Source organism: Gammaproteobacteria bacterium, from assembly GCA_029882975.1.
GTDB lineage: Bacteria > Pseudomonadota > Gammaproteobacteria > SZUA-152 > SZUA-152 > JAJDNG01.
Map to the genome: position 1 here is coordinate 104,927 of JAOUJW010000003.1, position 18,334 is coordinate 123,260.

Sequence of the window (18,334 nt, forward strand, 5' to 3'; positions counted from 1 at the left end):
GAAAGTGGCAGATGAAATAAAAATCGGCGCCTATATTTGTAAGGGTTGTGGTTTGGGCGAGCGTCTTGGGGAGGCGCAATTACCCATGATTGCCGAGCGCGAAGCCAAGGCCCATGTTGTTAAAGAACATGACTTCCTGTGTAACGCTGAAGGCGTTGCCATGATACAGGCGGATATTGATAATGAGGGTGTGAACCGTGTGGCCATTTGCGCTTGTTCCCGCCGTGCCAAGACGGAAGCTTTTAATTTTGAAAACGTGGCCATCACCCGCGCCAATTTGCGCGAGGGTGTGATCTGGGCACGACCGGATACGGATGAAGCCCGGGAAACCACCCATGAAATGGCTGCGGATTACGTGCGCATGGCAGTGGCTGAGGCTCGTTTCCAAAAACCGCCGGCAGCCAATGCCGAAGCCGCCTACAATAATCAGATACTAGTCGTTGGTGGTGGTGTCAGTGGTATGACATCTGCCATAGAAGCGGCTAAAGCCGGTTATTCCGTCACGATCGTGGAGAAAGGCGCGCAGCTGGGTGGTCATACAGCAGGATTTTATAAGCGTATTCCCGATAAAGCCCCGTACAAGGATCCCGTGCCCACCGGCGTGGAGGAAATGATTCTGGCAGTGGGCGCTGACAATAAGATCACTGTCCATTTGAATTCCACGGTGACTAAAACCGACGGTTCTCCCGGACGTTTTTCTGTGGATATCAGTACAGAAAGCGGTTCCACTTCCACTGAAACCTTCGGTTCTATTATTCAGGCATCCGGCTTTACGCCTTACGATGCCAACAAGCTGCCGGAATTGGCTTATGACAAGTCCAAGGATGTCGTCACTCAATCGGAGTTGGAAGCTTTGGCCAAAGCAGCCAATGGCGGCCCCATTAAGCGGCCTTCCGATGGTAAGGAAGTCAGCAGTGTTATCTTTGTACAATGCGCCGGCCAGCGTAGCAATGAGGAAGGTCATTTACCCTATTGTTCCGGACATTGCTGCCTCACTTCCATCAAGCAAGCTATGTATTTCAAAGATGCCAATCCGAGCATTGATGCTAATGTGATCTACACGGATTTACGCACTCCGGGTGCGGGCGGCGAGGACTTCTATCGCAGTGGCCAGGAAAAAGGTGTTACCTTTACCAAAGGTAAAGTGAGTTCGGTACTTATCGGTGACCAGCTTACCGTAAAGTTTCAGGATTTGATCCTGGCTCAGGAGTCAGCGGAACAAGCGGACCTGGTGGTCTTGGCAACCGGTATGGTGGCCAACTCAGGTGTGGATATCGATGCACTGCCTAAACCCGACAAAGAGGATGGGACGGTTGAAGTGAGCATTCCTGTCGAGTCCATCCTTAACCTAACCTACCGTCAGGGGCCGGATTTACCGCATTTAAAGCACGGTTTCAATGATTCTCATTTCATCTGTTTTCCCTATGAGACTCGCCGTACGGGTATCTATACTACCGGCCCGGTACGTCGTCCGATGGATATTTTACAGGCCAAAGAAGATGCGACCGGTGCGGCGTTAAAAGCGATACAGGCTATAGAAAACTCCGGTAAAGGTCGTGCAGCTCATCCTCGCTCGGGCGATTTGTCTTTCCCGTCATTTCGTCGGGAAGGTTGCACTCAGTGTAAACGTTGTACGGTAGAGTGCCCCTTCGGTGCTATCGACGAAGACGAGCAACGCTATCCGGTGTTTAATGAGTCACGTTGTCGCCGTTGCGGAACCTGTATGGGTGCTTGTCCGGTGCGGGTTATCTCATTTGAAAATTATTCCGTGGAAACGGTTGGGCAACAGCTCAAGAGTGTGGATATTCCCGAAGAATTTGATGAAAAACCACGCATTCTGGTCTTGGCTTGTGAGAATGACGCTTACCCCGCCCTGGATATGGCCGGCATGAACCGTCACGAATACAGTGCGTTTGCACGAATCATTCCGGTACGCTGTTTGGGTTCCACCAATCTGGTTTGGATCACAGACGCCATGAACAGCGGTTATGACGGTGTGATCTTGATGGGTTGCCAAAAAGGTGAGAACTATCAGTGTCACTTCGTTAAAGGATCGGAAATGGCGCATTACCGCATGAGTAAGGTAGATGATACGCTGAAGAGCTTATCTTTGGAGGGGGAGCGAGTGGCCACTTACGAAGTAGCGATTACCGATAGTGAGCGGGTGGCCCAGTTGATCAACGATATGGCAGCGACCATTGAAAAAATCGGCATGAGCCCGTTTAAGTTCTAGGCGGAGGGGACAAGAACAATGACTGCATCGAATACTGACGTCATCGAAGCGTACAGAAACAATTTTCTTAAAGAAGTGGAAGCCAATGTAGAGGAAGGCCAGTGGGTGAAAATGTGCATGCAATGTGGCGTGTGCTCCGGCTCCTGTCCTCTTGGCTCCCATTGGGCGCATCCGCCGCAGGAAATCTTTATGATGATCCGAGCCGGTAAGCGCGAAGAGGTATTAACTTCCGACTCCATGTGGATGTGTACCTCGTGTTACAACTGCATCGTGCGTTGTCCGCGGGGCCTGCCGATTACTCATATCATGCACGGCCTGGCGCACTATGCTCATCGTTTGGGTTTGGCGCCGAAGGAACAACCCACGCGTAAATTCGCCAAATTGTTCTGGGACAATCTCACCAAGACCGGACGGGTTAATGAGTTGCAATTGGGTTTGAGGCTGTATTTCATGAACGGCCCAATGGAAGGGATCAAGACGGCGTTGAAAATGAAAAACATCGGCTTGAATATGTGGAAAACCAAACGCATGAATCCCATGGAGTTTTTCGGTGGCCATAAATGCAAAGACGCCGACAAACTACAGGCAATTTTGAAAAAAGCCCGTGAAATTGAACTGGCTAAAGCCAAACAAGTTTGAGGAGAGATAGACTAATGGCTAAAAAGGAATACTCGTTTTATCCCGGTTGCTCTTCTCAGAAGGGTGCTTCATCGTCCAATTACGATACATCCATAAAGACGATGTGTGATGTCCTGGATATTCAGTTAAACGAAATTCAGGATTGGAACTGTTGTTCTGCTTCCATCGGTTACGGTGAGGGTGGGGAATTACCCCGCCTGGCTTTGAGCGCACGTAATTTGGCTCTGTCCGAGCAACAAAATGCCGGGCAAGACATCGTCGCGACCTGCGCCGCCTGCTGGCTGGCCACGCGTGAAACCCGCGAACGCCTGTTGGAAGATGAACATTTGATGAAAGAAACCAACGAAGCCCTGGCTGCCGGCGGTTTGAATGTGGCCGCTTCTCAGAACGTTCGTCACATGGTAGAGGTTCTAATTGAAGACTTCGGCTATGAACAACTGGGTTCCAAAGTGACCAACCCTCTGGAAGGCTTGAAAATAGCCGGTTATGTTGGGTGCCAGACTAATCGTCCTTTTGGGATTGATGGCGAGTCTTACGAAAACCCCATGTATCTGGACAAGCTGGTTGAAACTATGGGGGCCGAGCCTTTAAGCAAGTATGAAAAAAAGGTTCAGTGTTGCGGCGGTGCTTTGGCATTTTCCGAACCGGAAAAAAGCCAGGCCATGATTAAGGATATTATCGAATCTGCCTACGATCATGGGGCCGACATGATCGTAACGCCCTGTCCCGTTTGTCAAATGAATACGGAAGTTTATCAAGACCAAATCAACAAAACGTATGGCACGAAGTTTAAAATGCCTGTCGTGTATTACAGCACCCTAATGAGTGTTGCCTATGGTAAGAGTCACAAGGAAGCCGCTTTGGATGGTCAAATCATCAAAGCCACGAAATTGGAACAAAAAGTTAAATAGCGGGACTTTACCGGAAAAAAACAAGAGCGCTCCTTCGGAGCGCTTTTTTTTTGCTTCTAATTTCAATATCAATATATTGATATACTATTTTCAAAAAAAGCCCGGTATTTTACTGACTGAAAATGTAAAGTATTTGTTAAGTTGATTGTTTTGCGGACGATATGCGATGGAGAAGCGGTGAAAATGGTAACTGAGAATGAAAAAAATGCCGTATTTAACCCAAGCAGATACTCGTATTTTTAAGACAGAACCCCGGTTTCAGGCACTTTTTGTGGTGACTTCCTTGATTGGGGTGTTTTTGATTTCTATAGCCGTTTTTCGGGCGTCGCAGGAATTGGAGATTCTACACGGGGTTGAAACGACCAGTCGTTTATTCAGTGAAGTGTTAGGGCAAGAGAAAATTGCCCGTACCATCCAGGGGGAAGCGGTGCCGCTTTTCCCGGCTTCCGATCGCTATCAGGTGTATCGTGTCATCGGGAATCGGATATTGCCTCTGGGCAGAGCTCGGAGTCTACCTGAATATTTACCCAATACTTTGACTGGATTGGAATACAGTCGCTTTAGCCCCGACGGTGGGTATTTTGAGTGGGAAGGCCAGGTCTATAGTTGGGCCTTGGTGAGAGGCGCTACCAACGGAAATTATTTGTTGGTTTTACATCCGTTTGTCAGTGCCGGTTATGCCGCGACGCTGTATGCCTATAAACAGCGATTAGTGGTGCCGTTCTTGTTCTACCTTTGGTTGATGGCTTGGGTGACAGTTATATTTCGGCGCATTTGCCGGGAATTGCGTGGCGTACAGGACGAGATGCAACAAATGGCCTTATATGATGCCTTAACCGGGTTGCCAAACCGCCGTTTGATGACTGATCGCATGGAGAAAATGATTCAGCAATGTGAGCGTGAGGGGAGTACCTTTGCCTGCGCCTTGATCGATTTAAATGGATTCAAAGCGGTAAATGACCGTTTGGGACATGCCAGTGGTGATGAGGTGTTGCGTCAGGTGAGCCAACGATTACGATCTTTGGTGCGAGAGATGGATACGGTGGCGCGACTGGGTGGCGATGAGTTTATCGTGTTATTGCAGGGTATTGATGAAGCATCACTGCATACTGCGTTTGCTCGTGTACAGACGGTTTTGGACAAGCCTTATCAGTTGGATCTGTCTACTCAAACCTTGGGCGCCAGCATAGGTGTTTGCATATATTCCCGGCAACATAGTACCGTGCAGAGTCTCATCCATCATGCGGATCTGGCAATGTATGAGGCCAAGCAAAATGGTGGCGGAACCTATTTTTCGAAATCCAGTCAAATGGATGTAGTCACATCCGGTACCCGGAAATGTAATGCGGTGATATGAGCGCGCTGACGGTTTCCCACCAGCAAAGAGAGCAGTGAGATGATTAAATTTCGTCGTAACATGAACAGTTTGGATCGACTATTTAGAGCTACCGTTGGGGCTACACTGTTAGCCATAGGCCCGGTATTTCAACTGCTGACCAACGATATGCTGTCCCTGGCTATTCTTGGTGTCATAGGTAGTGTAGCAGTGCTGTCAGCCGTGTTTTCCTACTGCTTTCTTTACGAAGTCACTGGATTCAGCACTCGCAGTGAAAACTTATAGGTGCTTCTGAGCTTTGTTTTAAGGATCAACTTCTTCACCGTAGATAACAAAGTCAACCAAGCCCGGCTCAGTGGGAAGCCAGCCCTGTTTCAGGGCAAATATTATAGTTTTCGTCAGTAAACTGTCGGAGATTTCGATCTCGGGCGGTTCGCTGTTGGAAGTCTGGTAATTATAACCGATTCTTAGTACCTGCCCTTCGCTGGATTTGTGTTGTATGTAAATGTCCAGGACCCAGTCAGTCCGATTCACTCGCCAAGTATAAACAATACCGTTCTGAGTTAACTCGTTGATTTGTAATTCGGAAGCCGTCATGGGACTAGGTTATTGGGCTTTTGAGTCAGGGTCAAGCGGCGGGAAAATCACATGTGCAGGTAATTTAACATTTGTCACATTAAGTGCTTTATTCTGTTACCGATAGTGAATTGCGGTAGGGTTTGCATTCAAACCTTAGTGGAGATGGGCCAAGGATACCTAATGTTGATAAAAACCAAACTATGGACCAGTCTGGGCTTGTTGGTATTTTTTGTATTGGCCAGCGGTGGCGCTGGAATTATTGGGGTTTCCAAGGTGGTTTCTGTTATGGAATACGTGACCGGACCGGCTTGGAAAACCGCGGATGGAGCTATGGAAGGGAGTATTCATACCGGTTTGGAAATAGTCGCTGTAAATAACGCACTTTTGCAAATGCGCAATTTGAATGTAAATGATGTAGACGCGGTTTTAAACCTTGATGTGCATAAAAACAGCGCGGATAAAGCGTTTGATCGCTTGATGTCCGCAGGATTGATGAACTCCAACCAAATACTTCGCCTTAAGCAACATATGGATATTTTCAACCAATCACAACGCGAAGTGATTCAGTTGTTGCGAGAGTTTGTGACAGCTGATCGGAAATTGTACGTGGATTTTACCGCATTTAACGGATTTTTGACTCAATTGGAAGAATTGGGAGATTCCTACGTTGAAGTTTTGGAAAATAATCCGAATCAACGTCTCAGTTGGAACTCCGGTTTGTCCCAGCGGTGGATTGCTGCGGATTCCGCCATGGAATCACAGATTAATTTTTTAGCTATCTATTTTGCCTATGAAACTTTGTTGCGGACTTCAGGAACGGAGTTGAGCTCCAGTGAGGTCGATAAACGTATCACCCAGTATCGCAAAACCGCAAAGTTGGTAAGTGTGGCCAAACTGTTTGTTCAGGAAAAGCACCGTTCCGGAAAGACCCTGGCGCAGGAGTTTTCACAGCGCTCGGATGCGGTAGTGGGGGGCTTTCAAACTGCGGTTTCCACGTACATACGTTTGCAGCGCAGGTACGCAGGCTATTTACACACGACCCGGGAGCTCATCGACTTCTTAGCTAAAGTGGAGTCCGATGCCGATGCTAAGGTGGAAAATGTTGTTGCTGAAACAGGATACGTGACCCGTGCGGCTTTCTCCCTCATTGTTGTTGTGGTTCTGGTCAGTGTGGCGGTGGCTCTACTGATTGCCACCGTTGTCGTTCGCATTGTCAATTCGCTGGAACATATGAAACAAACCGCCTTACGCATTGCGAGCGGGAGCCTGCAGGAGTCGGGACACGGTGATCACAGCGCCGATGAAACCGGACAAAGTCTTGCAGCCATGATGCAGTTGAACGATCGCATGGCCGATGTTATTGGCAATATTCTGGACTCTATCAGTGAGGTGAATCAGGCGGCGATTCATGTGAACACGTCTTCCAAACAATTGAATCACTCGGCCTTAAAGCAGGCGCATTCCCTGGAGGAAATAAGTACCTCCTTAAAGTTGATTTCTGAGTCTGTGGGAATCAATTCTGACAATGCAACAAGAACCCAAAGCATTGCTGCGGCAGTTTCAGAGAAAACACAAAAAGGCGGGAGGGCAGTGCAGGATACCGTGGATGCAATGCAAAGCATTGCGGAAAGGGTGTCGTTGATCGAAGATATTGCCTACAAAACCAATTTGCTCGCACTCAATGCCGCCATTGAATCCGCCAGAGCGGGTGATCATGGTCGAGGTTTTTCTGTAGTCGCAGAAGAGGTGCGCAAACTGGCCGAACGCAGTCAACAGTCGGCTCATGAAATTGGTGAATTGGCGCAAAATAGTGTTGCAGTCGCCGAGGTGGCCGGTGGTTTGATTCGGGAGGTAGTCCCAGGGATTGTGGAAACAGCGGAATTGGTGAGTCAAATTTCGAGCGCTTCGCAGGAGCAGGCCCGGGATGTGACCGCTGTCAGTCATTCTATCCACCAGTTAGACAGAGCGGCAAAAATGGGGGCTGTCTCTTCCGAGGAATTAGAGGTTACTGCGAGGCAAATGTTAGCTCAGGTTCAACGGGTTCGTCAGGCATTGGCTTTCTTTTCTGTAGGGAAGGTTGGAAAGAATGCCGGTAGTGTCTAATGTGGTCGTTGTATATGCGAGGTTGCCGGACTAAGACGCACTGCGATATCTGTTGTTGTGTGGGTTTAAAAACTTTTTCTCGAAAACGATCTCGGGTAAGGGCCTGCTGATATAAAACCCCTGCGCCTCATTGCAATTATGCTGCACCAAAAAATTCATCTGTTCCTGGGTTTCAACGCCTTCTGCGATTACATTCATATTCAGGGTGTGGCATAAAGCAATAATCAGTTTGGCTATTTCACCGTTTTCACCATTGGGTTGTATATCCCAGATGAAGGAGCGGTCAATTTTTAGCGTTTGTAAGGGCATGTGTTTTAGGGAACTGAGAGACGAATACCCGGTGCCAAAATCGTCCATAGAGGTTTGTACCCCCATTTCCCGAAATGCGGACAGAATATTGATCGTTCGTCCTATATCGCTCATGACGCAGGATTCGGTGAGTTCCAGGTCCAGGCAGCCCGGGGGGATGCCCGTATCGGCAAGTACCTTTTCCACATCCTTAATCAATGCGGCATCTTCAAATTGCTGTGCAGAAAGGTTTACACCTACTTTCAATTTACCGTAACCGGCGGCGATCCATTGGCTTACCTGGTTTGCGGCAGTTCTCAAGGCCCAGCGACCAATTGGTACGATCAGCCCGGTTTCCTCAGCAAGAGGTATAAACTGGTCCGGAGGGATCAGTCCTTTTTCAGGGTGCTGCCAACGGATTAAGGCCTCCATTCCTTGAAGGCTGCGGTTGCTAACAGATACCTGAGGTTGGTAATACAAGGTGAAGTTTTCTCGGCCAATGGCTTTGCGCAGTTCTGTTAGTGTGGCCAGTCTTTCAGAAGCGATGTTAATAGAGCTTTTTTGGTATCTGGTTTGTCGATTACCACCTTTCGCTTTTGCAACAAACATGGCGGATTCAGCGTATTGAATCAGCATGTCGCCATTGCCGTGCTGTTTGGGGTAAAAGGCAGTGCCCAGACTGAACGTAAGATAGATTTCGTGTTGGTCAAGCGTGAAAGTTTTGTGCAGTTGTTGTGTGAGATTGTCTATAAAATATTGAATTTCATTTTCTGCTTTGGTTGACGGAGTGACTAGAATGAAAATATCCCCGCTGATGCGACCGATAAGTTTTGCGCCGCACTGGTTTAGTCGATCACTTAGTTGAAGCAGAAGCTTGTTGCCTTTGTCATAACCAAAAGAATCATTGATTTGTTTAAAACGGTCGATCCCTATACAGATGACACCGAGTTGTTCAGTTTTCTTGGCAATAATAAGTTCGTTGAGTTGATGTATGAGTAAACGGAGTTTAGGAAGTTTGGTCAGCTCGTCGAAACTGAGCTGTTGATGCAGTTGCAGGTCGTACTCTACTTTGTCACTGATATTTTGGACCGTGCATGTGAGTTTCAGGTGTCGATTGTCCGCGTTCACCACCTCGCCATGCTCTTGCACATAAACCGTTTCATCCGATTCTCCCAGCATGCGGTGTTCCAGTTGAAAGGTTAAATCCGGATGCAGCGTTTGTGAAAACAGACTGGAAAAAAAGTCTCTGTCGCCGGGATGAATAAGCGCAAGGAACTCCTCCGGGCTTATATCCAGGTCTTGTTCCTTGCGGTTTAGTAGCTCAAACAGTTCTTCGGTACAAAATACAGTGCGCTTCACCGGGTCAAATTCCCAATAGGCTATACCGGCTATTTTTTGGATTTCTACCAACTGCTTGCGTTTTGTATGGAGTTCTCGTTCGTTTATGGATGCGCGTAGTGTGTATATAACTCTTTGTGACAATAACTGGGGGTTGACGGGCTTGGGTATGAAATCTGTGACACCTTTGTCGAGACAGCGTTCGATAATGGTATTGTCATTGCGCCAGGTCAGCATGATTATCGGCGGGAGCGGTTCGTCTTTCGCCCTCAGTGTTTCTATAAACTCGAGCCCGCTGCCATCCGGCAATGCGTAGTCTAACAAAATCAAATCGGGTGGACAGACTTGGCAGGCATGGTAGGCTTCCTTTAAACAGCTCGCTCCATGCACTCTAATGCCGTATAAGCCCAGTAGGCTGGATACGAGAGCAGAAATGACAGGGTCGTCGTCTACGACGAGTATATTGTTAACATCGTTGTTAAATTCGATTGGGCTGTCGGTCTCGACTTTCATCTGCTCGCGTTCAAGTTATGGGGCAATATTGGGCGAATTCCGGATGTCATTGTTTTATCGGATGCAAACGCCCGGGATTGAAGTGGGAAATGTTAAATATGCTTGAATCTTAAGCAAAAAGGGCGGACTGCGTCCGCCTTTCTTGTTGAGGATTAAAAGAAGGGGCTATCGCAATTGATCTGCAACGATTCGATCTTTCTCGATACGGTCTTCAACTCGTGCAAAAGCCTGAGTGACGTATCGGTTGGGCTTTTTCAGCAAGGTCTCGGCATGACGATAATTGTCCAGAGCCAGTTCCATGTCATTTTTGACTTCAGCGCAAACACCTAGGTTGTAGTAAATAGCAGCAGACTGGTTATACAACTGCTGGGCCCGGTGAAAATCATTGCAGGCACGGTCCAGATGGCCGCTTTTTGCAAAGCGTAAGGCGCTGTCAAAAATGGATTTTGCTTCTTTGTGGTCTTTGAGTTCACTGCCATCTTTATTTAACAATTGAATGGACATGGTGATTTCATAAGGTGCGACGTCGTGCCGCATTTTCTCGATAGCGGTATCCATTGCCATCTTTGACAAATCAACGGGGTCTTTGGCCTGGTTGTTCTTTTCGTTATTGCAATAACTATGGGTTTGATTAGCGCTATAGGTTTTGGCAAAGGTGATTTGATTGTTGTCAACATTGACAGCTTTAATGGCAAATTCAATCTCCGCACTTTGTTTGGTGCAGGGTATTTTATGTTTGACGTATTCCACACATTTTTTGGAGCTAATGCCGGGTGTTAAGGGATTGTTTTTTTGTTCGTACTTAACGCATTCGCTTTCTTCTTTTTCGTAGCGCTCATAGTTAACAAAAGGCCATTTGACCGCACCGGTTAAAATCGTATCTGCTCCCGATAATTGTCCCAATCGTACGGCGTCTTGTCGTTGAAACACATAGCTTGGAGGTGTGATCTCAGGCAGTGAAACCTCATTGCGTGCCCGGCGTCTTGGGGACTTTCTGGGACCGGTTTTTATTGGTTTGAGTCCCGGTGGTTTGGGGATGGCGTCAAACAAGGACAATATAGAGGCAATGTCGCCCGATTCGCCAAATTGGGCTGCTTCCTGCAGTAGGTGTTGAGGTACCGTAAAATTGTTGGCCACTATCGAATCCATCATGCCGGGGTCAATGACGGCAAAGTACGGCGAACCCTGGACTCGGATGTTGGTAAAAAACGCTTCCATTTTCGCCGTAAATATCCCTTTGCGATCACCATGAAAGTCGATAACGGCGAGTTTTTTTGAATTTTTCATCACATCGGCGTTGGCGGGCATAAGGACTCGTTGCTTCACTGTGGGACCGGCACAAGCCGAGGCAAGTAGGCATAGAATACAGAGGAAGTTCAGACGTGGATTCAAGCGGTGGTATATTTTCATGATATTGACTGTCATGGAGAAGCTCCGTAGGTCGTTGGTTTTCTTTGTAATGAGGTTAATAATAGGTGATTCGTTGGATTATTCCAGAATTAAACAGGGTAGGAGTTGCGCTACGCGTCGCAACCTGGACGGTGAGCCGCAGTTATACAGGGAATCAGGTCTTGGTGACTACAAAGTCGTTTTTTTGGCTATGCGCACCAGCTGCGCCAGTTCTGCTTCGATATGCTTGCGTTTGGCTTCCAGATAACGCCTGAGTTTACGCTTGCGGACAAATAGGGCGAACACCCGCAGGTTTTCCCAAATACGGCGTCGTTCTTTACGATAAAACAGCGCCAGGGCTGCACTGATAGGCAGGCTGGCGGCATAGAGCAATGCCGCCCCGATTTCATAATAATAGAATACAAGTGCGGTTTGAGTGCCCCAAAATATCCAGAAAAAGAATAATCCCAGGACCATTTTCGCAGTGTCGTATTGGTCGCGACCTTTCGATACGGCGCGGGCAATGGCCCGTGTTAATATAAACGGGGCAATAGAGTTCAGAATACCCCAGGCGGCCAAGGGCAAAACCAAGACAATAACCGCGATGCTGCGTAGAATGAAGCGACTCACGTTGCCCAGCCGGTAGTCAAAGGTCAGTGTATAGTCGCGGATTCCCCAATGTTGGCATAGGCGCTCAAATTGCGCCAGTTGGCGTTTGAGCTGTACCACTTTGTTGGGACAATGCTCCCGCAAGTGTTCTTGTGCTTGAGCGATTTTTTTCAACGCCTTGAATCGCAACTCCATACTTCGACGTCTGTACTTGCCGTGGCGCATGGCAAAAAAACGCTCCAACCACTGGATAAATTCAAAGTCACCTTCGCTGTCTGCATTGAGGGTGACCGCTTCCAGTTCGGTTTGAATTTTGTGGGTAAATAACCGAATCCGTTCCGGGTCTGGGCCGATGCGGTCCAGTTCCTGTTGGGCGGCCAAGGGTGGGTTGATTTTGATGAGTACACGGCTGCGAAAACGACCTTTATCGGAAAAATTCAAACCGATGGGGACAATGAGGGGTTCGATGTTGCGCTGTAAAGCGCCTTCAGCCAGACGGGCTATGCCGGTTTTCAAGGTTCTCAGTTTGGGATCTGAATGGCTTTGCCCCTCAGGAAAGATTAATAGCCACTCGCCAATCTCCAGCATGTCATGACAGCGAGCGAACATATCCAGATTGTGGTTCATGTCGCCTTCGCCGTCCTGTTGTCGGTATACAGGAACGGCCTGAATCAAATTGAGAACCGGTTTCAATACAGGATTTTTAAACAGACCGCTACGGGCAATGGGGTGTACAGTTTTCGTGGTTATCGTTTGTACTATCAGAGCATCCGCCAGGGCATTGGCGTGGTTTGCACATAGGATCACGGCACCACTTTGGGGTAAGTTTTCCAGACCGGAAATCTCCAGTTCGCGGTAGAAAACGTTCACCATAACGCGGCAAAAACCTCGCCACATTTTTTGAAAAATTCCGTTTTTGGCTTGGATGCTTGGCGCTAATGTCGTATTTGTACAGGGTGTAGATGCCATCTTGCTTACTCAATCACAAACCACAGGTCATTGTAAGCTTCAATGCAAAAAAGTAAAGCATCCGGGATTGTGGGCTCAGCCGCGGCCCCTAATTGACGTTGATAATCGAAGAGGATTCTGCCAAAGCCCAGTTAACAAAAATGGGTTCCGGCAGACCGAATTTATGGCCTTGAGCGAAATCTACGCCCATGGCCGCCAGTTTGTTGGAGGTTTTCTCGTTTTCTACACACTCAGCAATGGTTTTCATGCCCAACAAATGCCCAATGTGGTTAACGGATTTAATGATTTCGCAGTTGACGGGGTTGTCTGTTAGATTGCTGACGAATTCTCCGTCTATTTTTAAATAGTCCACGGGCAGGTTGCTAAGGTAAGAGTAGGAACTCAGGCCTTTGCCAAAATCATCCAGAGCAAACTTAAATCCCAGTTGTTTGAGTTCTTTGATGAGCTTGGCGGCTTTTTCCAGATTTTCGATGGCAGCCGTCTCCGTGATTTCAAAGCAGACATTATCCGGGATCACGGGTGTACGTCGCAGTTCCTTGGTTATATATTCCAGTAAAGTACCGCTGTTCAGCGAAGTGCCGGACAGGTTGATGGCGTAACGATCGTTGCTGGAGAACTGAAAACACTGTTCAAATGCAGTTCGGATCACCCAGCGATCCAGTATAGGCATGATATTGTATCGTTCGGCAGCGGGTATGAAGCTGCTGGGTAATATCAGTTCGTCTGTGTCATCACGCAGACGGATAAGTAACTCATAATGGCGTTGGGTATTGCTCAATTGGTTCCGTAGTGGCACCACTGCTTGTCGATATAGGACAAAACGCCCTTCTTTGAATGCTTGGGTGAGTCGGGACACCCACTGCATTTCACCGTGCTTGCGCATGAGTTCCTTGTCTTTATTGTGAAACACATGGAAGCGGTTACGCCCCATGTCTTTTGCTACGTAGCAGGCCATGTCGGCGGCGCTGAGCAAACTGACTATGCTCTCGGTTCCCTTGTGAATCTGCACTATGCCGATGCTGGTGCCCAGCTGGAAGCTAATGCCTTGCCAATTAAAACGAAAGTTTTTGAATTCATACAGCAGTTCCTTGGCGAAATTCAAGGCATAGTCCAGGTTGGAATTTTCCAGCAATATGCCGAACTCATCGCCCCCGAGCCGAGCCAAGGTATCCACATTGCGTAATTTTTGCTGCAACAGCGAAGTGACTTTGATTAAAAGGTGGTCGCCGGCATCGTGACCGCAGGTGTCATTGACGATTTTAAACTGGTCCAAATCCAGGTAAAACAGGGAATGATGGCGGCCGTTGCGCTTGGCGCTGCTGATCGCGTATTTGAGTTTACGGTCAAACGCACGTCGATTAATCACTCCGGTGAGGGCATCGTGACTGGCTTGAAATGCCAATTTGCGGCTTAGATCGCGGGTACGGCTGACGTCACGAAACACAATAATGGCACCCAATAATTGTTCGTCACTACCTCGAATAGGTGCCACGCTTTCTTCAATTGGAGTGGTTTTGCCATCTCGACTGATGAGTATGCTGGATTCTGTGCTGCTGACTTGGCGATTTTCGCTGATGCATTGGTCCACCAAGCCCTCAATTGGGGTCTTGGTTTGCTCGTCTTGAATTTTGAAAATATTGTTGAGTTTTTCTTGCTGTGCTTCTGCTGTGGTCCAGCCCGTGAGTTCTTCGGCAATGGGGTTTAAAAAACGGACATTACCAAAGGCGTCAGTGGTGATGACTCCGTCGCCGATGGATTGCAGGGTAACCAATGCCCGATCTTTTTCTTCGTTTAGTTCCTGGCTATTGCGTTTGAGTTTGAATAACACCAGGACAGTGTACGTGAGCAAGGCAAGGGATAACACGTAGAGTAAAATCCGGCTGGCATTGGTGTCCGCGAGCCTTGCTTCGTGACGATCCAAATGGATTTGCTGCATGGATTTGGTGATATCCGCGATGGGTAATTGCAGCATGTTATTAATGATGTTGCCTACCTCGGTTTGTTTTTCGCTGATAAATTCTATGTGTCGCACGACTTTGTTAATGTAAGGGGCGGTGGTTTTTGGCTTGTTGACTTGCCAGGTGGCGATCGCGTCCAATTCTGTATTTATGTCTGCTGCTAAAGTGCCGGAAAGTTGGCTGTTGAGTAAGGTGACGTGGGCTAATTTGTCCAGACGGCTACTGATTTTTTGGTAACCTCTTAAGAATCGCAAATGCGGTTTGGTGTTTTCCATTAGCGTAGGAAGACTGATCAAAGCGTTTTTCAACAAAGCATTGGCTGACTTGAATTGTTCCAAAAGTTGGATTTTTTTCATCAGGTTTTGGCTTAGAGCCCGGCTCATGGGGGCCAGAGAATCGGAAACCTGCTCAAGGGACTTGGCGTGGGTGCGCAGATCGGTAGCTATTTGTGACACTTTGTCATAATCGGAGTAGGCCGCAAAGCGGATCTTGAGCACTTCCTGGTTGATCTGCGAATCCTTGAGCTGGATATTGCGCAAATTTCCCAGAGAATGTTCATGCTGCTCCCAGTCCACCGTCTGCCGACTGATATAGACCGCGCTGACAGTCAGTATCAATGCCGAAAACGCAAGTATGACTCGTGAAAACGGTAATTTCACAGCATTTGTCCGTTGTACTCCCCAGTGAGGGATTTTAGGAAACGTATAATCAAGTCCGTGTCCTGTTTTGGTATTGAGAGCCCCGGTGCTTGTCTCGACATGTGGTTTACCGCTCCTTCCAAGGTGGCTGCTGAGCCATCGTGTAGATAGGGGGCGGTTAGGGCCACATTGCGCAGGCTGGGAACTCGAATTTTGTTATTTTTGCCCGAATTTCGATCCGTAAGGGTATTACCCAACGCCGGCGAAAATTTGTCAAGTGTAATTTCGGCCAGGGGAAGGGTCAGATTGCCACCCACATTAATACCTTGGTGGCAGACAATGCAACCGTGTTGTTTGAATAGCCGGTATCCTGTTTTTTGTTTTTCATCAATGGCCTTGGGTTTTCCTCTAAGGTATTGATCAAAGGGAGAATTTGGCGTGCTGAGTGAGGCTACGTAATAACTCAGGGCATCTTTGATGTTGGTGGCGGTAATACCATCACTATATAGAAGGTTAAATTTTCTCTCATAGCTGGGAATGTGGGCTAAGCGAGATGCCAGAATTTGCCAGGAATCGTTGAGTTCCAATAGAGCGTCATCCAATTGCTCGTCCAGGCTTTCGAACAATCCGTTCCAATAATAGCTGTCGTTGAATTTAACGTTAAAAATAGTGGGGGTATTGACCTCCTTACTTCTGGGCTCTTCGGGGTTAAGGGGGCGTGAGGTGGTTTTGCCATCACTACCTCCTTTGCTTAAGTCGTGGCAACTGCTGCAGGATTTACGCTCGTGACGGTCCAGTTGTTTTTCATGAAACAGAGATTCTCCCAGACTAAACTTTCGCCTGTCGATGTCTATTACCGGAATGGGTTGAACAGGTTCGTTAAGCAGCAACACGTCATGGTCATGTGCTGTAGCATTCTTGTACAGGGATAACATAATAACGGATGCGCAGACAGCAACCAGTGCGCAATAGGGCAAACTGCATTGACTCAATCCATGCATTATAGTCTTGGACCGCATTCTCTGTATCCCCCGCCGAGAATGAGTTGGGAGCTGTGTTACAAGCGGCCTGAATAAAGGCCTTATCCTGTCCGGCTTCGTATTGGAATTGCTGAGCAATCTATGTAGGTATACTAATCCTTTTGGTCCCGAAATTCAAAAATCCGTTTTCAGTGAGTGTTTCTTGTTCAAAAAGGTTGTATCTCTGTTTCGACTATTGCAGTGGTCAGGAAAGCAGCAACTGCTTAGTTTTGTTAAGTTATGATTACCCTTGGATTGCCTAGCAACTGATCAGGTTAGGTAATATTACATATTCACATTTATAAGGTATTCGTTTTAGAATGAGTTGTGATGTCGGCAGGGCTGCCAAAGCAGGGAACTCCTGTGTTGTGTATCAAATGCAAGGATGTGTTTTTTCTTCTTTGTTGGATTCCGGTCGAACCCCTGTGTGACGTACGCATTTTTTGTGTAATACAGCACTATTTGTACAGCAATGGAAATGCTACGGTTTAGAATCTTTATTAGTGTGGCTGATTGGGTATTCTAAGCCGGCGCTTGGCGTTTCAAAAACAATCATAATAGGAGGATGCAAATGAAATATAAAGGAGTATTGTTAAGTTCTGTATTGTTGGGGGCTGCCATGTTTTCGTTTGGTGCGGTTGCGGGTGAGGACTGTCCGGTGGGATTGGTCAGTGGAATGACATTAGATGACGAATTTGGTCCAGGCACACAGGCACTCACCCGGTGTTTACAAAAAACGAAAAAGGTAAAAGTGGTGTACCAGATACATAACACCTGTAAAGATTCAGGGTGCACCGCACCCTACGCTCTGGGGAATATCAAAAATGCTATTAAGGACTATGAAATCACCCATGGCCTGGATAAGGACGACTATCAAATTGTGGCAATTGTGCACAGTGGTGGAACGGGTTTGGTCTTGAATAATAATGCGGCTAACCCCAACGCCATTTCGAATCCTTTTCAGAAGGCTATGGAAGATGTCATCGGTCTGGGCGTAAAAGTCTATTATTGCCAAAACACAGCGCGTAAGAAAGGCGTAAAAACAGATCAGCTCATTGAGGGTGTGGGTTATGTGACTGCAGGTGTCACCGCTATCGCCGACCTTCAATTGAAAGGGTTCGCTTACGTTCAGCCATAACAAAGCATTAGTGATGGTGATGGGGCTGCCGCCAAAGTGGCGGTCCTATCTTTAAATTCGGTGTGTCATTCCCCCATAAACCCATGGACGCTCATTAAGGTAGGGTGTGTATGCTGCCGGCAGCTGTATCCAATCTCAGATTGTGTTCGCTGGCATACGCGTAAAGTTTCTTTTTCAATTGTTCTATTTTTGTGTTTTTCAGTAAGTGCATGCCGTTTTCTACGGCTGTTAAGGCTACGAGGCGGTTTAAGTCCAGGGGTTTGTCGCACGCGATGACCCACAGGGTTTCTTTCCCGTAGGGCGGCCCAACACTAAATTCAAAACCCGCATCCGCAGCCGGGACACTGATAAACTGAGCCGCTTTGTAGAAGGTTTCTGCTTGCTGTTGGTTGGGCAGGACCAGGGTCAGGTCACCGGCAGCGTCCTCATAAATTACGTGTAAATAAGCATCTTGATGCAAACTCACTAAAAAGGCAATGGTGTCGCCTTGGCGGAAAGTTTGCCGGTCGCCCAGATGGGTGGTAACACTCAGTTTGAACTCGGCACTTGCGCCCGTGTGGCTGTTCAACACCAGAGAGATAAGCAAGATGCGCCAAAACGGTTTCATTGGGTGTCGTTTAATTTTGTTTCCGTTCAACTTGTGAGTGCTTGTGTATTCGTGTAACCCCTAATGA

General features: G+C 47.7%; 14 protein-coding genes. 7 read left to right on the forward strand and 7 right to left on the reverse strand.

Features of this window, described 5'->3' with window-relative positions:
• Positions 1-4: 4 nt before the first annotated feature.
• The 5 genes from OEY58_03395 (at position 5) to OEY58_03415 (ending at position 5,404) form a co-directional block, all read left to right on the forward strand.
• Complete coding sequence (locus OEY58_03395; protein MDH5324485.1) at positions 5-2,233, forward strand: FAD-dependent oxidoreductase; 2,229 nt, start codon at positions 5-7, stop codon at positions 2,231-2,233.
• An 18-nt stretch (positions 2,234-2,251) separates the two neighbouring features.
• A complete protein-coding gene (locus tag OEY58_03400) occupies positions 2,252-2,872 on the forward strand; it encodes a 4Fe-4S dicluster domain-containing protein (protein ID MDH5324486.1) in 621 nt (206 codons plus the stop codon).
• A 14-nt stretch (positions 2,873-2,886) separates the two neighbouring features.
• Positions 2,887-3,783 carry a CoB--CoM heterodisulfide reductase iron-sulfur subunit B family protein gene (locus OEY58_03405; GenBank protein ID MDH5324487.1) on the forward strand — a complete coding sequence of 299 codons (897 nt, stop codon included), beginning with the start codon at positions 2,887-2,889 and terminating at the stop codon, positions 3,781-3,783.
• A 196-nt stretch (positions 3,784-3,979) separates the two neighbouring features.
• Complete coding sequence (locus OEY58_03410) at positions 3,980-5,140, forward strand: GGDEF domain-containing protein (protein ID MDH5324488.1); 1,161 nt, start codon at positions 3,980-3,982, stop codon at positions 5,138-5,140.
• A gap of 39 nt (positions 5,141-5,179) precedes the next feature.
• Positions 5,180-5,404: a DUF2892 domain-containing protein gene (locus tag OEY58_03415; protein ID MDH5324489.1), complete on the forward strand. Its 225-nt coding sequence runs from the start codon at positions 5,180-5,182 to the stop codon at positions 5,402-5,404.
• A gap of 18 nt (positions 5,405-5,422) precedes the next feature.
• Here the strand turns inward: OEY58_03415 and OEY58_03420 are convergent, their stop codons facing one another.
• Positions 5,423-5,716 carry a hypothetical protein gene (locus OEY58_03420; protein MDH5324490.1) on the reverse strand — a complete coding sequence of 98 codons (294 nt, stop codon included), beginning with the start codon at positions 5,714-5,716 and terminating at the stop codon, positions 5,423-5,425.
• A 162-nt stretch (positions 5,717-5,878) separates the two neighbouring features.
• Between OEY58_03420 and OEY58_03425 the strand changes: the two genes are divergently transcribed.
• A complete protein-coding gene (locus tag OEY58_03425; protein MDH5324491.1) occupies positions 5,879-7,801 on the forward strand; it encodes a methyl-accepting chemotaxis protein in 1,923 nt (640 codons plus the stop codon).
• 30 nt (positions 7,802-7,831) lie between these two features.
• On the opposite strand, the gene OEY58_03430 is transcribed toward OEY58_03425, so the two are convergent.
• From OEY58_03430 to OEY58_03450, 5 genes are all read right to left on the reverse strand, one after another.
• Positions 7,832-9,940 (reverse strand): EAL domain-containing protein, encoded by a 2,109-nt coding sequence (locus tag OEY58_03430; GenBank protein MDH5324492.1) that lies wholly within the window; start codon positions 9,938-9,940, stop codon positions 7,832-7,834.
• A gap of 165 nt (positions 9,941-10,105) precedes the next feature.
• Positions 10,106-11,365, reverse strand: coding sequence for a hypothetical protein (locus tag OEY58_03435; GenBank protein MDH5324493.1), 1,260 nt, complete (start codon positions 11,363-11,365; stop codon positions 10,106-10,108).
• Between the two features lie 153 nt (positions 11,366-11,518).
• Positions 11,519-12,811, reverse strand: coding sequence for a 1-acyl-sn-glycerol-3-phosphate acyltransferase (locus OEY58_03440; GenBank protein MDH5324494.1), 1,293 nt, complete (start codon positions 12,809-12,811; stop codon positions 11,519-11,521).
• Positions 12,812-12,995: 184 nt separating this feature from the next.
• Positions 12,996-15,524, reverse strand: a complete 2,529-nt coding sequence (locus OEY58_03445; GenBank protein ID MDH5324495.1) for an EAL domain-containing protein — start codon at positions 15,522-15,524, stop codon at positions 12,996-12,998.
• Positions 15,521-16,522 (reverse strand): c-type cytochrome, encoded by a 1,002-nt coding sequence (locus OEY58_03450; GenBank protein ID MDH5324496.1) that lies wholly within the window; start codon positions 16,520-16,522, stop codon positions 15,521-15,523. The genes OEY58_03445 and OEY58_03450 overlap by 4 nt, the downstream gene beginning before the upstream one ends.
• 571 nt (positions 16,523-17,093) lie before the next feature.
• Between OEY58_03450 and OEY58_03455 the strand changes: the two genes are divergently transcribed.
• The gene (locus OEY58_03455) at positions 17,094-17,660 is read left to right on the forward strand and encodes a DsrE family protein (GenBank protein MDH5324497.1); all 567 of its coding nucleotides are present in this window, start codon (positions 17,094-17,096) and stop codon (positions 17,658-17,660) included.
• Positions 17,661-17,754: 94 nt separating this feature from the next.
• On the opposite strand, the gene OEY58_03460 is transcribed toward OEY58_03455, so the two are convergent.
• Entirely contained in the window at positions 17,755-18,267 is a 513-nt protein-coding gene (locus OEY58_03460; protein MDH5324498.1) for a DUF4384 domain-containing protein, read from the reverse strand.
• Positions 18,268-18,334 lie beyond the last annotated feature (67 nt).

What these genes read in the sequence shown, in the direction of transcription:
- OEY58_03400 (MDH5324486.1), top strand. Translation starts at nt 2,252, where the DNA reads ATGACTGCATCGAATACTGACGTCATCGAAGCGTACAGAAACAATTTT.
- OEY58_03405 (MDH5324487.1), top strand. Translation starts at nt 2,887, where the DNA reads ATGGCTAAAAAGGAATACTCGTTTTATCCCGGTTGCTCTTCTCAGAAG.
- OEY58_03410 (MDH5324488.1), top strand. Translation starts at nt 3,980, where the DNA reads ATGAAAAAAATGCCGTATTTAACCCAAGCAGATACTCGTATTTTTAAG.
- OEY58_03415 (MDH5324489.1), top strand. Translation starts at nt 5,180, where the DNA reads ATGATTAAATTTCGTCGTAACATGAACAGTTTGGATCGACTATTTAGA.
- OEY58_03420 (MDH5324490.1), bottom strand. Translation starts at nt 5,716, where the DNA reads ATGACGGCTTCCGAATTACAAATCAACGAGTTAACTCAGAACGGTATT.
- OEY58_03425 (MDH5324491.1), top strand. Translation starts at nt 5,879, where the DNA reads ATGTTGATAAAAACCAAACTATGGACCAGTCTGGGCTTGTTGGTATTT.
- OEY58_03430 (MDH5324492.1), bottom strand. Translation starts at nt 9,940, where the DNA reads ATGAAAGTCGAGACCGACAGCCCAATCGAATTTAACAACGATGTTAAC.
- OEY58_03435 (MDH5324493.1), bottom strand. Translation starts at nt 11,365, where the DNA reads ATGACAGTCAATATCATGAAAATATACCACCGCTTGAATCCACGTCTG.
- OEY58_03440 (MDH5324494.1), bottom strand. Translation starts at nt 12,811, where the DNA reads ATGGTGAACGTTTTCTACCGCGAACTGGAGATTTCCGGTCTGGAAAAC.
- OEY58_03450 (MDH5324496.1), bottom strand. Translation starts at nt 16,522, where the DNA reads ATGCGGTCCAAGACTATAATGCATGGATTGAGTCAATGCAGTTTGCCC.
- OEY58_03455 (MDH5324497.1), top strand. Translation starts at nt 17,094, where the DNA reads ATGAAATATAAAGGAGTATTGTTAAGTTCTGTATTGTTGGGGGCTGCC.
- OEY58_03460 (MDH5324498.1), bottom strand. Translation starts at nt 18,267, where the DNA reads ATGAAACCGTTTTGGCGCATCTTGCTTATCTCTCTGGTGTTGAACAGC.